At 45.3% G+C, this 14687-nt stretch carries 12 protein-coding genes; 11 read left to right on the top strand and 1 reads right to left on the bottom strand.

All coding sequences use genetic code 11. From position 1 onward, the window contains the following. Positions 1-11: 11 nt before the first annotated feature. The 7 genes from M3205_RS06770 (at position 12) to M3205_RS06740 (ending at position 9738) form a co-directional block, all read left to right on the top strand. A complete protein-coding gene (locus M3205_RS06770) occupies positions 12-1142 on the top strand; it encodes an acyl-CoA dehydrogenase (RefSeq protein ID WP_251169210.1) in 1131 nt (376 codons plus the stop codon). Positions 1143-1419: 277 nt separating this feature from the next. Beyond that, positions 1420-2559, top strand: coding sequence for an acyl-CoA dehydrogenase (locus M3205_RS06765; protein ID WP_095243199.1), 1140 nt, complete (start codon positions 1420-1422; stop codon positions 2557-2559). Positions 2560-2591: 32 nt separating this feature from the next. Next, complete coding sequence (locus tag M3205_RS06760) at positions 2592-3236, top strand: TetR/AcrR family transcriptional regulator (protein ID WP_095243203.1); 645 nt, start codon at positions 2592-2594, stop codon at positions 3234-3236. 49 nt (positions 3237-3285) lie between these two features. Continuing rightward, positions 3286-6552: a fused isobutyryl-CoA mutase/GTPase IcmF gene (icmF, locus tag M3205_RS06755; protein ID WP_251169209.1), complete on the top strand. Its 3267-nt coding sequence runs from the start codon at positions 3286-3288 to the stop codon at positions 6550-6552. 136 nt (positions 6553-6688) lie between these two features. After that, positions 6689-6865, top strand: a complete 177-nt coding sequence (locus M3205_RS06750) for a hypothetical protein (RefSeq protein WP_251169208.1) — start codon at positions 6689-6691, stop codon at positions 6863-6865. A gap of 414 nt (positions 6866-7279) precedes the next feature. Beyond that, positions 7280-7858, top strand: a complete 579-nt coding sequence (rpoE, locus tag M3205_RS06745) for a DNA-directed RNA polymerase subunit delta (RefSeq protein WP_251169207.1) — start codon at positions 7280-7282, stop codon at positions 7856-7858. Positions 7859-8130: 272 nt separating this feature from the next. After that, on the top strand, positions 8131-9738 hold the full coding sequence (locus M3205_RS06740; RefSeq protein ID WP_251169206.1) for a CTP synthase: 1608 nt from the start codon (positions 8131-8133) through the stop codon (positions 9736-9738). An 81-nt stretch (positions 9739-9819) separates the two neighbouring features. Here the strand turns inward: M3205_RS06740 and M3205_RS06735 are convergent, their stop codons facing one another. Further along, entirely contained in the window at positions 9820-10341 is a 522-nt protein-coding gene (locus M3205_RS06735) for a DUF2529 domain-containing protein (RefSeq protein WP_251169205.1), read from the bottom strand. 211 nt (positions 10342-10552) lie between these two features. Here M3205_RS06735 and M3205_RS06730 point away from each other — a divergent pair, with 211 nt between their 5' ends. The 4 genes from M3205_RS06730 to M3205_RS06715 all read left to right on the top strand — a co-directional run bounded on the left by M3205_RS06730 (position 10553) and on the right by M3205_RS06715 (position 14585). Continuing rightward, positions 10553-10927, top strand: coding sequence for a response regulator (locus tag M3205_RS06730; RefSeq protein ID WP_172581936.1), 375 nt, complete (start codon positions 10553-10555; stop codon positions 10925-10927). Positions 10928-11186: 259 nt separating this feature from the next. Beyond that, on the top strand, positions 11187-12044 hold the full coding sequence (locus M3205_RS06725) for a class II fructose-bisphosphate aldolase (RefSeq protein WP_197206428.1): 858 nt from the start codon (positions 11187-11189) through the stop codon (positions 12042-12044). A 146-nt stretch (positions 12045-12190) separates the two neighbouring features. Then, on the top strand, positions 12191-12835 hold the full coding sequence (gene fsa / locus M3205_RS06720; RefSeq protein WP_251169204.1) for a fructose-6-phosphate aldolase: 645 nt from the start codon (positions 12191-12193) through the stop codon (positions 12833-12835). Positions 12836-13298: 463 nt separating this feature from the next. Further along, positions 13299-14585 carry a UDP-N-acetylglucosamine 1-carboxyvinyltransferase gene (locus M3205_RS06715; RefSeq protein WP_095243210.1) on the top strand — a complete coding sequence of 429 codons (1287 nt, stop codon included), beginning with the start codon at positions 13299-13301 and terminating at the stop codon, positions 14583-14585. The last annotated feature ends 102 nt before the right edge of the window (positions 14586-14687 follow it).

Here is a 14687-nt window from a genome sequence, read left to right as displayed (position 1 = left end):
AGGGTATACAAATGAACCTGAGATTTACAGAAGAGCAGGAAATGATGAGAAAAATGGTGCGGGATTTTGCTCAGGCAGAAATCGCCCCTTTTGTTGAAAAAATGGAGCAAGGCGAGTTTCCTAGGGAGATTCTTCGCAAAATGGGCGAACTTGGCCTAATGGGGATTCCGATTCCTGAAAAATACGGCGGATCGGAAATGGACTTTATCTCTTACATTATCGCTATCCATGAACTGTCACGCGTAAGTGCGACGGTCGGCGTTATTTTATCGGTTCACACATCGGTTGGAACAAACCCGATCCTTTATTTCGGGACGGAAGAACAAAAGCAGAAATATATTCCGAAGCTTGCTTCAGGCGAGTATCTCGGTGCTTTTTGCCTCACGGAGCCGAGCGCAGGCTCGGATGCCGGAAGCTTAAAGTCCCGTGCGGTTAAAGATGGAAATCATTACGTTATCAATGGCTCAAAAGTATTTATTACAAATGCCGGCGAAGCTGACGTTTATATCGTTTTTGCTTCCACAAATCCGGAGCTGGGCACCAAAGGCATCTCCGCTTTCATTGTCGAGAAGGATACACCAGGTCTTGTATTTGGGAAAGATGAGCACAAAATGGGTCTGCGCGGCTCCAGAACTCTGCAGCTGACATTTGAAGATATGCGGATTCCGGCTGAAAATCTCCTCGGCACTGAAGGAGAGGGCTTCAAGATTGCAATGGCTAATCTCGATGCCGGAAGGATCGGGATTGCTTCACAGGCACTTGGAATCGCAGAAGCAGCTTTTGAAGCAGCCGCGAGTTACGCCAAGGAACGTGTACAGTTCGGCAAGCCGATCGCCGCGCAGCAGGGTGTCGGATTTAAGCTTGCAGACATGGCAACAAGTGTAGAAGCTTCAAAACTATTAATCTATCGCGCAGCAGACATGCGCCAGCGCGGCATCAAGTGTGGACTTGAAGCCTCCATGGCAAAGCTGTTTGCATCCAAAACGGCAGTGGACGTAACAACAGAGGCCATCCAGGTATTCGGCGGATACGGCTACACAGAAGATTACCCGGTTGAGCGTTACTTCCGCGATGCAAAAATTACTGAAATCTATGAAGGTACAAGCGAAATTCAGCGGATTGTCATCAGCAAACAGCTGTAAAGTTATGATATTTGTTTCTGAGAGTGTTTACTACGTCTAACTTTTAAATGCAGAGATGATCTTCGCTGTGGGCACTTGATCCTCCGAAAATGATGACGCATTTCGTTCAGTCGAGGAAGCTGATATCAATGTCCTGCGGGAGGAGAGGGAAGTGTGAGACACCGCACGCGAAGCGGAGGAGGCTCGCATTCCTCCCCGCGGGTTCGCTGCAGTCAACGGGCAAAATTATAAAGCTTTTTAACATATTAAAGAATCCATATAAAGCGAGGGACCTACAATGAATTTCCAATTAAGTGAAGAGCATGAAATGATCAGAAAAATGGTGCGCGATTTCGCCAGGAACGAAGTGGCGCCGACAGCAGCTGAGCGTGACGAAGAAGAGCGCTTTGACAGAGAGATTTTCGATAAAATGGCGGAACTTGGATTAACCGGTATTCCGTGGCCTGAAGAATACGGCGGAATCGGCAGTGACTACCTGGCTTACTGTATCGCAGTTGAAGAGCTTTCAAGAGTCTGCGCCTCTACAGGTGTAACTCTTTCCGCCCATACGTCCCTTGCAGGTTGGCCGATCTTCAAGTTCGGAAACGAAGAGCAAAAGCAAAAGTACTTAAAGCCGATGGCACAAGGTGAAAAAATCGGCGCATACGGCCTTACTGAGCCGGGCAGCGGATCTGATGCCGGCGGAATGAGAACAACAGCCCGCCTTGAAGGTGACCATTACGTCTTAAACGGCAGCAAAATTTTCATCACAAACGGCGGAATTGCCGATATCTATGTCGTGTTTGCCTTAACAGATCCATCCTCCAAGCATAAGGGTACAACCGCGTTCATCGTGGAAGCAGGATTTGAAGGCTTCTCTGTCGGCAAGAAGGAAAAGAAACTGGGAATCCGTTCCTCACCGACAACTGAGATTATTTTCGAAGAGTGCAAGGTTCCGGTTGAGAATGTGCTTGGCAATGTAGGCGAGGGCTTCAAAGTTGCCATGATGACACTCGATGGCGGCCGCAACGGCATCGCTGCCCAGGCAGTCGGAATCGCTCAGGGTGCATTGGATGCTTCCATCGAATATGCCAAAGAACGCCAGCAATTTGGCAAGCCAATCGCTGCCCAGCAGGGAATCGGCTTTAAACTGGCAGACATGGCAACAAGCATCGAAGCTTCCAGACTCTTAACTTACCAGGCAGCATGGCTGGAATCAGAAGGACTTCCATACGGAAAAGAATCGGCTATGTCCAAACTTCTTGCCGGCGACACTGCCATGAAAGTAACAACAGACGCCGTTCAAATCTTTGGCGGCTACGGATATACAAAGGACTACCCGGTAGAACGCTATATGCGCGACGCCAAAATCACGCAAATCTACGAAGGCACACAGGAAATCCAGAGACTCGTAATCTCTCGTATGGTAACGAAATAATACGTCTGAATGACGGGAGGCGGTAGGTAACAATGAAAAAACGGGAAGTGCAGGCTTCTGTTAAAGATGAGCGTCTTGTCAAAAAAAGACGCGATCAGATGATTAAAGGTGCCGTCACCCTTTTTATCCAAAAAGGGTTCCATCGTACAACAACTAGAGAGATCGCAAAGGCATCTGGTTTTAGTATTGGAACGCTTTATGAATACATCCGGACAAAAGAGGACGTCCTGTACCTGGTTTGCGACAGCATATATGACCAGGTAGCCGAGCGGCTGCAAAAGGGCCTTGATACGAAACAGGGCACACTTGAAAGCCTGAAACAAGGCATCGCCGATTACTTCAAAGTGGTCGACGAAATGCAGGATGAAGTGCTTGTCATGTACCAGGAAGTAAAGGCGCTGACAAAAGACGCCCTTCCATATGTGCTCAAAAAAGAAATTGAAATGGTTGGCATGTTCGAGCATGTCATTACTCTTTGCGTGGAGAACGGGGAACTGGACCTGCCGGAGGAAAAAATCAAAATGATCGCCCATAACATTTTTGTCCAGGGGCAAATGTGGGCATTCCGCCGCTGGTCCCTGCAGAAAATGTACAGCATCGACGAGTATATCCAGCTGCAGACCAATCTTCTTTTTCAGGGAATAAAGGATTCAGGCAAGGTCTCGGAAAAAGCTTAAGAATAGTGCGCAGGGCTTGGCCTTGCGTTTACGGACAAGGAGGAGAACGATGAGCAATCCAGAAGTCTATAAGCCGAAAAATCATATTCGTTTTGTGACGGCTTCCAGTCTATTTGACGGACATGATGCTTCCATCAACATTATGCGCCGCATCATTCAGGCAAGCGGGGCAGAGGTCATCCACCTCGGGCATAACCGTTCAGTGGAGGAAGTTGTAAATGCTGCCATCCAGGAGGATGTGCAGGGAATCGCCATTTCATCTTATCAGGGTGGACATGTGGAGTACTTCAAATATATGTATGATCTTCTGAAGGAAAGAGGCGCATCCCACATCCGCATTTATGGCGGCGGAGGCGGTGTCATCATCCCGAAGGAAATCAAAGAATTGCATGATTACGGAATCGCGAGGATTTTCTCGCCGGAAGACGGCCGCCAATACGGTCTTCAGGGCATGATTAATCAAATGATTAAGGATTGTGATTTCCCGACATTTACAGCTGAAGCATCCGAGCAGATTGAAAATCTCCAGGACGGGGAAACCAATGCCATCGCCAAGCTGATTACACTGGCTGAGCATCAGGTAACCGTAGGCAAGGAAGCGGCAGCAGCGCTTGAGCCAGTTATGAAGAAAGTGAAATCACTCGAAAAGCAGGTTCCGGTTGTGGGGATTACAGGAACGGGCGGTGCCGGAAAAAGCTCGCTGACAGATGAGCTGATCCGCCGTTTCATTAATGAAATTCCTGAGAAAAAGGTCGCGATTCTTTCAGTGGATCCGACAAAGCAAAAAACGGGCGGTGCGCTTCTTGGCGACCGTATCCGCATGAACGCCATCTTTAATCCGCGTGTCTACATGCGAAGCCTGGCAACAAGAAATTCCCGCAGCGAGCTGTCGCTTGCGATTCAGGATGCTATTTCTGTTGTTAAAGCAGCCGGTTTTGATTTGATTATTGTGGAAACAAGCGGCATTGGGCAGGGAGATGCCGGCATTACCGAAATTTGTGATGCTTCGATGTATGTCATGACAAGTGAATTCGGGGCGCCATCCCAGCTTGAAAAAATTGATATGATCGATTATGCAGATTTAATCGTCATTAATAAATTTGAACGCAAAGGCTCAGAGGATGCGATGCGCCAGGTGCAAAAGCAGTACCAGCGCAGCCGGATGCTTTTTGAAAAAGAGCTTGAAGACATGCCTGTCTACGGAACCATTGCGAGCCAGTTTAATGACCCGGGCACAAACGCGGTGTTTGCGGCACTGGTTGAAACGATTAATGAAAAAGCAGGTACAGATTGGAAAACAAGTTTTACAAAAAGCGCAAAAGTTGAAAAGCAGAATGTCATTATTCCAAATGAACAGCGCTATTATCTCCGCGAGGTATCCGAAACCGTCCGCGGCTATCATAAAAAAGCCGAAGAGCAGGCAGATCTTGCCCGCAAACTGTTTCAGCTTGAGGGAGCACTGCTTGCTGTAAAAGAACAAGAAGGAAATGAAGAAGTCATTGCCTCTCTTGAAGCCATTAAATCTGCTGCAGAAGAAAAGCTGACGGCTGAAACAAAGAACATTCTTGCAGGCTGGGAAGACCTGAAGGAAAAATACTCAGGAGAGCGATTTGTAACAAAAATCCGCGATAAAGAAATTGTGACGGTTTTAAAGACAAAAAGCTTATCCGGTCTGTCCATTCCAAAAGTGGCACTGCCTAAGTACAAGGATTATGGAGAAATCATCCGCTGGGTATACAGAGAAAATGTACCGGGTTCATTCCCTTACACAGCCGGTGTTTTCCCATTCAAACGCGAGGGTGAAGATCCAAAAAGACAGTTTGCCGGAGAGGGTACGCCTGAACGGACAAACCGCCGCTTCCATTATCTATCCAAAGATGATGCTGCAAAGCGTTTAAGCACAGCCTTTGATTCTGTCACCCTTTACGGAGAAGATCCTGACTACCGCCCGGATATTTACGGAAAAGTCGGGGAGAGCGGTGTCAGCATCTGTACACTGGACGATATGAAGAAGCTGTATGCCGGTTTTGACCTGTGCCATCCATCTACATCTGTATCCATGACGATTAATGGGCCTGCGCCGATTATTTTGGCGATGTTCATGAATACGGCGATCGAACAGCAGGTTGAGGCAAAAGAGCAGGAGCTTGATCGTGTGCTGACAGTTGAAGAGTTCACCGAAGTCAGGGCGCAGACGCTGCAGACGGTACGCGGGACGGTTCAGGCTGATATTTTAAAAGAGGACCAGGGACAGAATACTTGTATCTTCTCGACAGAGTTCGCTTTGAGGATGATGGGGGATATTCAGCAGTATTTCATTGACCACAAGGTCCGCAATTACTACTCGGTATCCATTTCCGGCTACCATATCGCGGAAGCGGGAGCGAACCCGATTTCACAGCTTGCCTTTACACTGGCAAATGGCTTTACGTATGTGGAGTACTATTTGAGCAGAGGCATGAACATCAATGATTTTGCACCAAACCTGTCATTCTTCTTCTCGAATGGACTGGATCCGGAGTACACGGTGCTCGGCCGTGTGGCCCGCCGCATCTGGGCAACGGTTATGAGAGATAAATACGGTGCAAACGAGAGAAGCCAGAAGCTGAAATACCATATCCAGACCTCAGGCCGTTCCCTGCATGCACAGGAAATCGATTTTAACGATATCCGCACAACACTGCAGGCGTTAATGGCGCTTCAGGATAACTGTAACTCGCTTCATACGAATGCGTATGATGAAGCCATCACGACACCGACGGAAGAATCTGTCCGCCGGGCAATGGCCATCCAGATGATCATTACAAAAGAGCATGGCTTATCGAAAAATGAAAATCCGCTTCAGGGTGCATTTATCGTGGATGAGCTGACAGATCTTGTGGAAGAGCAGGTGCTGAGAGAGTTCGAACGCATCAATGACCGCGGAGGGGTTCTCGGTGCCATGGAAACGCAATACCAGCGCGGCAAAATCCAGGATGAGTCCATGTATTATGAAATGAAAAAGCATACTGGGGAGCTTCCGATCATCGGGGTCAACACATACTTGAATCCTAATCCTCCATCAGAGGATGAAATGAACAACATGGAGCTTGCAAGGGCAACGAAGGAAGAGAAAGAAACACAAATCCGTAACCTGCGCAGCTTCCAGGAGCGCAACAAAGAAAAATCGGAAGAGGCACTGAACCAATTGAAGGAAGCAGCAGTCAGCGGCGAAAACATCTTCGCCGAGCTGATGGAAACCGTCAAAGTGGCAAGCCTCGGCCAAATCACCCGTGCATTATACGAAGTGGGCGGGCAGTACCGGAGGAATATGTAAAAACAGGGCCTGCAGCAGCAGGCCCTTGTTTTCTGCACTATTATTTAACATAGAAGTAATATAAAATACATCCATATCCTATATAATGGAATCAATACATAGCAGTCCACTTCGGGAAACCTGAGGATGTGAAAATATGAAAAAATTCTTGCTCTACGCAGCCATGCTTGCCGCTGGTGCAGGTGTATATTTTTTATACGGAAAACAGCTGGGAGCCATAGCATTCTTCCTGCTCTCCATCTTCTTCACCTGGCTCGCCTATAAAAAATGGGACCGGCCGCTGAGGGGCAGGAGAAAACAGAGGGCAGATTAGCATCTTTTTAGCGGATAATAAAAAAAGTTATTGTCTTGCAAAAACAATAAAATGTATTCTGCTGAGTTTGAGCGGAGGGCACTTGATCCTCGAAAATGCTGCCGCATTTCCTTGGTGCATTGATTATTCGATGAAGCCTATTTAATGTCCTGCACGAGGCTCCCGTTTCTCCCAGCGGAAAGCAAGTACCCGTAGCGGAAATTAACGGACATCATTCAAAGCTCTATTAAATCGCATAAAAATACTCAGAACAGCAGATATAACTGGCATAAACCGTAAAAATTTGTTTATAATGAAGAATATGCCTTCTTGCAGGCTGTCCACATGCATGTGCAGGGCCCTGCGGAAATTCAACTTATATAGTTTTAATTAGCGCGCTTATGAGCGTTTACATAGGGAAAGGAAGTGCTGATATTGGGTTTGGAACAGTTCTCAAAAGAAGAATTGCAGGAAATGTCATTAATCGAAGTGGCTTATGAACTTCTGACAAGCAAAAAAGAACCAATGGCCTTTAATGACATCATGAATCAAGTAGCTAAACTTAAAAACCTTTCAGAGGAACAAGTCAAGGGGAAAATTGCGCAGTTCTATACAGATTTAAATATAGATGGCCATTTCATTGGATTGGGCGATAACCGCTGGGGTCTTCGTTCATGGTATCCGGTTGACCAATATGAAGAAGAAGTCGTAACCGTAATCAAGCCTAAGAAAAAGAAAAAGGCGAAGAAAAAGGCTGACGACGATCTCGACCTTGAAGATTATGATGAACTGGATGAAGAGGATATCGACTACGATGATATCGACGGATTCGAAGATGATGATCTGACTGAAGACGATGATGACGATCTTCTCGACGATGACGATGATCTTGAAGATGATGACGATTTCGAAGATGATGATATTGTGGAAAAAGAAGAAGAATTCGACCTTGTCGATGAAGATGAAGAGCTGGAGGAAGATGAAAGCGAAGAAGACGAAGAAGAAGATTTATAACCTTGACTTTTCGTTTCAGGGCTTGTAGAATACTTTTTGGGCTCCTTAAAAAAGGACGATTCGTTTAGACGCTAATAGCGCTCCCTTACTTACTTAAGTAAGAGGAGCGCTTTTTATTTTTTTTACAGGCCATGTGCCTTTTTAAAAGAGCTAAACCATCCCTTTGCGATAAGCTTCCGCTGAAAAGGCAGAGGCTGAACAATAGAATTTTTATCATCAAGTCTTTAAACCGGCATCATTATGCACAAACTGATATCAAGGGGGAATTTTTCATGACTAAGTATATTTTTGTTACGGGCGGAGTTGTTTCGTCACTGGGAAAAGGAATTACGGCAGCATCACTTGGCCGCCTGCTGAAAAACAGAGGGTTAACTGTTACAATTCAGAAATTCGATCCTTACATAAATGTGGATCCGGGAACCATGAGCCCGTACCAGCATGGTGAAGTGTTTGTAACAGGTGACGGCGCAGAGACGGACCTGGACTTAGGCCACTATGAGCGCTTTGTTGATATTAACCTGACAAAGTACAGCAGTGTAACAACTGGTAAAATTTACTCAACAGTTCTTAGAAAAGAGCGCCGCGGCGACTATAACGGCGGAACGGTGCAGGTTATCCCGCATATCACAAATGAAATCAAGGATAAAGTATTCCGTGCAGGCCATGAAACGAATTCTGATGTGGTTATCACAGAAATCGGCGGAACAGTAGGGGATATTGAGTCACTACCATTCCTTGAAGCGATTCGCCAGATTAAGAGTGATATCGGCCGCGATAACGTAATGTACATTCACTGTACACTGGTTCCTTACATCAAGGCAGCAGGTGAAATGAAAACAAAGCCGACACAGCACAGTGTTAAAGAACTAAGAAGCCTTGGCATTCAGCCAAATGTCATCGTTCTTCGTACGGAAATGCCAATTTCCCAGGATATGAAGGACAAAATTGCGCTATTCTGTGATATCGATAAAGAAGCTGTTATTGAAGCAGCAGATGCGGATACTTTATATTCTGTGCCGCTATCCCTTCAGGATCAGAAGCTTGATGAAATCGTCTGCAGGCATTTGAAACTGGATTGCGGAGAAGCAGAGATGACCGAGTGGAAACAGCTGGTTGATAAGGTTCTAAACCTTTCTAAAAAAACCAAGATCGGCCTTGTCGGTAAATATGTTGAATTGCAGGATGCTTACATTTCTGTTGTCGAAGCCTTAAAACATGCAGGTTATGCCTATGATTCTGATATTGAAATCAAATGGATCAACTCTGAAGAAGTGGACAGCACGAACGTGAATGAACTGCTTCAGGACGTGGACGGTATCCTGGTTCCGGGCGGATTTGGCGACCGCGGCATCGAAGGGAAGATCCTTGCCATTCAGTATGCGCGCGAAAACAAAAAGCCATTCTTTGGCATCTGCCTGGGCATGCAGCTGGCTTCGATTGAATTTGCAAGAAACGTACTGGGTCTTGAAGGGGCGCACTCAGCAGAAATTGCTCCTGAAACACCGCATCCAATAATCGACCTTTTGCCTGAGCAAAAGGATATTGAAGATTTAGGCGGAACTCTAAGACTTGGTTTGCAGGCTTGCAAATTGAATGAAGATACAAAAGCCTTTGAGGCATACCAGGATGAAGTGGTATATGAGCGTCATCGCCATCGCTATGAGTTCAATAACCATTACCGTCAGGATATGGAAAAAGCAGGCTTTGTCTTCTCCGGTACAAGCCCGGACGGCCGACTGGTGGAAATCATCGAAGTCAAGGATCACCCTTGGTTCGTCGCTTCACAGTTCCATCCTGAATTTATCTCAAGACCAACCCGGCCTCAGCCATTATTCCGTGAATTTGTCGGGGCATCATTGAAGTTCAGCGAAAAACTATAATATGCGAAAAATCCCTCCGGATGCGGAGGGATTTTTTGTTTGTGGAGCACGAAGTATTTGTACAGTTAAAACTTGCAAAAGCTACTCAAACTCCGCCATTATCTCATCAATCGTAAACTTAATTCCATAATACACAAACAAAGCGGCCATCGTGGCCGGATAACCGAAGCGATTGCCCTCTTCATCAGGCAGAAGGCCTTTCGCAAGCTTTAAATCTATATGAACATCAGCCAAATCGGCCAGACTGCCGCCACTTTCAGTTCTTAAAGTGCTTACTGCCACAAACGGAATTCCTTTTTCAGATAAAGATTTTGCCATAGCGGCTGCGTCTTCGTCATCCGAATATCTTGAAAAGATGATGACCCGGTCAGTTTCTGATACTTCCGACTCCTTTTCCAAAACCGCTGCATCTCTAAGCGGCTCCTGGCTTTGAACGGCTTCATAGCCGATTGAAGTCATTTCTTTAGTTCCGTAAATATATATTTTTCCATCACCGGCAGCAGCCTGGGCCAATAGGCGGGCGCTGTCCTCTATGGAAAATTCCTCTTTTTCCTGAAGTCTTTTAAATAAGCCTGTCAGCTGGGTAGAAAACATCTTCAGCAAATCCGTTCACTCCTTCATCTTTTCCTGCGGTTCTATTATAGAGAATAGGGAAGGAAAGGTAAAATAATCAAAGGTAATTGCTAAATTAAGAAGGAATAATCATCTTTCACAGAGAAATTAGCTGTAGGAGAATGTATAGTTAAGTGACCTGCAGTCATAATTCAGTATGGTTTTAAACCTAAGTGCTTTTAATACGACAGAAAGAGGTGGCTTGATGAAAGGGAAAATTTTAATCGTAGATGATCAGTTCGGAATCCGTATTTTACTTAATGAGGTACTGCAGAAGGAAGGGTACGACACGTACCAGGCTGCCAATGGAGTCCAGGCTCTCGACATTGTTTCCAAGCATTCGCCTGATCTTGTTCTTCTTGATATGAAAATACCGGGAATGGACGGGATTGAAATTTTAAAAAGAATGAGAGTAGTGGATAAAGATATCCGCGTTATTATCATGACCGCTTACGGTGAACTCGATATGATTCAGGAAGCAAAGGATCTGGGTGCTCTTACTCACTTTGCGAAGCCATTCGATATCGATGACATCAGGGCGGCAGTAAAAAAATATTTGCTAGTCCCTAACTCATAATAAACCAAAAATATCCGTTTTTAACCTGAAATTCCAACACGGGAAAAATGATAGCGTTTGCTTTATGACATTTCATAAAAACGCGCTGGAATAATGGCTTTTCTAAGTCCTTTTTGGTATGATAACAGATGAATTCCAAAGGGTCGTCTCAGTTTAGCGGACTATTGTGAGGGTACATATTCGATAGTGTTAAGGGGAAAACTTTAACAGTATTTAGTCTGCCTGAACTTAAACGATTATCAATAAGGAGGAAGAAAAAATGCCTTTAGTTTCTATGACTGAAATGCTTAATAAAGCAAAATCAGAAGGCTATGCAGTAGGTCAATTTAACTTAAACAACCTTGAGTTCACTCAAGCGATCCTGCAGGCGGCAGAAGAAGAAAAATCACCGGTTATCCTTGGTGTTTCCGAAGGTGCTGCACGCTACATGGGCGGTTTTAAAACGGTTGTAAAAATGGTTGAAGGGCTGCTTGAAGATTATAAAATTACCGTTCCAGTGGCTATCCACTTAGACCACGGTTCAAGTTTTGATAAATGTAAAGAGGCAATCGATGCCGGATTCACATCCGTAATGATCGATGCTTCCCATGATCCATTTGAACAAAATGTGGAGACTACTTCAAAAGTAGTTGAATATGCACATTCAAAAGGCGTTTCAGTTGAAGCAGAGTTAGGAACTGTCGGAGGACAGGAAGACGATGTTATTGCTGATGGCGTGATTTATGCTGATGCAAAAGAATGTGAAGAGCTGGTTAAGCGTACAGGCATCGACTGCCTTGCTCCGGCCCTTGGTTCTGTTCATGGACCATACAAAGGTGAGCCAAACCTTGGCTTTGCTGAAATGGAAGAGATCGGAAGCCTTACAGGTGTTCCTCTGGTTCTTCATGGCGGTACTGGAATCCCGACAAAGGATATCCAAAAATCCGTTTCTTTAGGAACTGCTAAAATCAATGTAAACACTGAAAACCAAATTGCTTCAGCAAAACGCGTTCGCGAAGTATTGGCAGCAGATACAGAAGTATACGATCCGCGCAAATACTTAGGACCTGCACGTGAAGCGATTAAAGAAACAGTAATCGGCAAAATGCGCGAATTTGGTTCTTCAAACAAAGCATAATCAAATAACTGCAAGAGAAAACCGCTTCTAGAAATAGGGGCGGTTTGTCTTATTTATTGACCTGGCCCAAATGTAAGGCTTTACAGAATCACAGCTTTATTTGATAATACATAGATATTAGAATATTTAATAAGGTGGGATTTTTTATGAAGTTTTTCATCGATACAGCAAACATGGACGAAATTAAAGAAGCATACGCCCTTGGGGTAGTTGCCGGAGTAACTACCAACCCCTCATTGGTGGCAAAAGAAAAGAATGTATCCTTCCCTGACCGTCTTCGTGAAATCACGGAATTGGTGCCGGGCTCAGTAAGTGCCGAGGTCATTGCACTTGATGCGGAAGGCATGATTAAAGAAGGAAGAGAGCTTGCAGCGATTGCACCGAACATCACAATCAAGGTGCCAATGACGCCGGATGGCCTGAAAGCAGTAAGCGTCTTTTCAAAAGAAGGCATTAAAACCAATGTAACGCTGATCTTCAGTGCAAACCAGGCGCTTCTTGCTGCAAGAGCAGGTGCTTCATACGTTTCTCCATTTCTTGGACGTTTGGACGATATTGGCCATAACGGTCTTGATCTAATCTCCACAATCGCAGAAATCTTCGCGATCCATGACATTGATGCAGAAATCATCGCGGCTTCCATCAGACATCCGCAGCATGTGACGGATGCAGCCTTAAGAGGAGCTCATATCGCGACAGTTCCTTATAAAGTCATCCAGCAATTATTCAACCACCCTCTTACAGATAAGGGAATCGAAGCGTTCCTCGCAGACTGGAACTCAAGAGGATAGATAGCTTACTTCGGTAAAAAAACTCTAGGAAACTGGCTTTGTTTCGGTGCTGAATCGGATCAAAGCCAGCCCCATTACTTGTACCCCGGTTTTTAGTGCTTCTTTCTTAATTTGAACTTTTTTTGAATACAATACATGAGATTTGATTTTTCGTGTAAACTATAAGATAAAGATAATGTCGGAATCTGCAAAAAATACATGGAAAATTGTTCCTTTTTCAACTTGCAATGTTGAAAAATGCAGATACATGATAATATGAAAGTGCATATTTTCCCGAAGACTATTTTTCCGATATTAAAAAAAGACAAGCCTACTGGGTTTCTTATAGAAGCTATGGCTATTTTCTGCTGAAGTTGGTTAGAAAAGTAGTGTGTAGCTTTTGCTGTAAGGGCTATCAATTTTTTGAAGATTGATGTCGAATTCCAGCATATGTGTTTAACAACGGCTTAGAAGGGAGTTACAAATGGAAAAGCTAATGATTGCAGGTGGATACCCTTTAAAAGGGACTGTCCGGATCAGCGGGGCGAAGAATAGTGCCGTCGCACTAATTCCAGCCACCATTTTAGCGGAATCGCCTGTAACAATTGAAGGTTTGCCGGATATTTCGGATGTACAAATTCTAAAAGATTTGCTTGAAGAAATAGGGGGCACTGTTGAATTCTCTGAAAATGATATGACAGTTGATCCCTCTTCCATGATTTCCATGCCTTTGCCGAACGGAAAAGTAAAAAAACTGCGTGCTTCCTATTATTTAATGGGAGCGATGCTTGGCCGATTTAAAAAAGCGGTTATTGGACTTCCAGGAGGATGCCATCTTGGGCCAAGGCCGATCGACCAGCATATAAAAGGGTTTGAAGCTCTTGGCGCACGCGTGACCAATGAGCAGGGAGCCATTTACCTTCGTGCCGATGAACTGCGCGGAGCCCGTATTTATCTCGATGTTGTCAGTGTGGGAGCAACCATCAATATAATGCTTGCCGCTGTTAGGGCGAAAGGCAGAACCATTATCGAAAATGCCGCAAAAGAGCCTGAAATCATTGATGTTGCTACGCTTTTGACCAATATGGGCGCGAAAATCAAGGGTGCCGGCACAGATGTGATCCGCATTGATGGCGTGGACCATCTGCATGGGTGCCAGCATACGATCATCCCGGACCGGATTGAAGCGGGAACGTATATGATTGTTGGTGCAGCGGCTGGAGAAGGCGTGCTGATTGACAATGTCATTCCGCATCACCTTGAGTCCTTAATTGCCAAGCTGCGCGAAATGGGCGTTCAGATTGAATCGAACGACGACCAGGTATTTGTCGGGCCAGCTGAGAAAATGAAAGCTGTGGACATTAAAACCCTTGTCTATCCAGGCTTCCCTACAGATCTTCAGCAGCCTCTGACTTCTCTGTTAACAGGTGCAGAGGGGACAAGCATGGTCACTGATACTATTTATAGTGCCCGCTTCAAGCATATTGATGAGCTGCGCAGAATGAATGCCAACATTAAAGTGGAAGGGCGCTCTGCGATCATCAATGGGCCTGTTCAGCTTCAGGGTGCTAAAGTAAAGGCGAGCGATTTGCGCGCCGGCGCAGCACTGGTAATTGCCGGCTTAATGGCGGAGGGAGTTACCGAAGTTACAGGCTTAGAACATATCGACAGAGGCTACAGCCACCTGGTTGAAAAGCTGAATGGACTTGGTGCTACAATCTGGCGCGAAGAAATGAGCAAAGAAGAAATGGAACAAATGAAGAACGCATAAATAGAACACCATTGAATATTAACAGCTGACTGATCATACTTGGGCCAATGCTAAAGGGGATCAGCAGACAAATATAAATTAAGGCAGGCTTGCGGTACCGGG

The sequence above is a fragment of the Cytobacillus firmus genome (assembly GCF_023715565.1).
In the GTDB taxonomy this organism is placed as follows: domain Bacteria; phylum Bacillota; class Bacilli; order Bacillales; family Cytobacillaceae; genus Cytobacillus; species Cytobacillus firmus_C.
The sequence above is the reverse complement of the archived record's forward strand: the minus strand, read 5'-3'. Positions and strand labels throughout refer to the sequence as shown.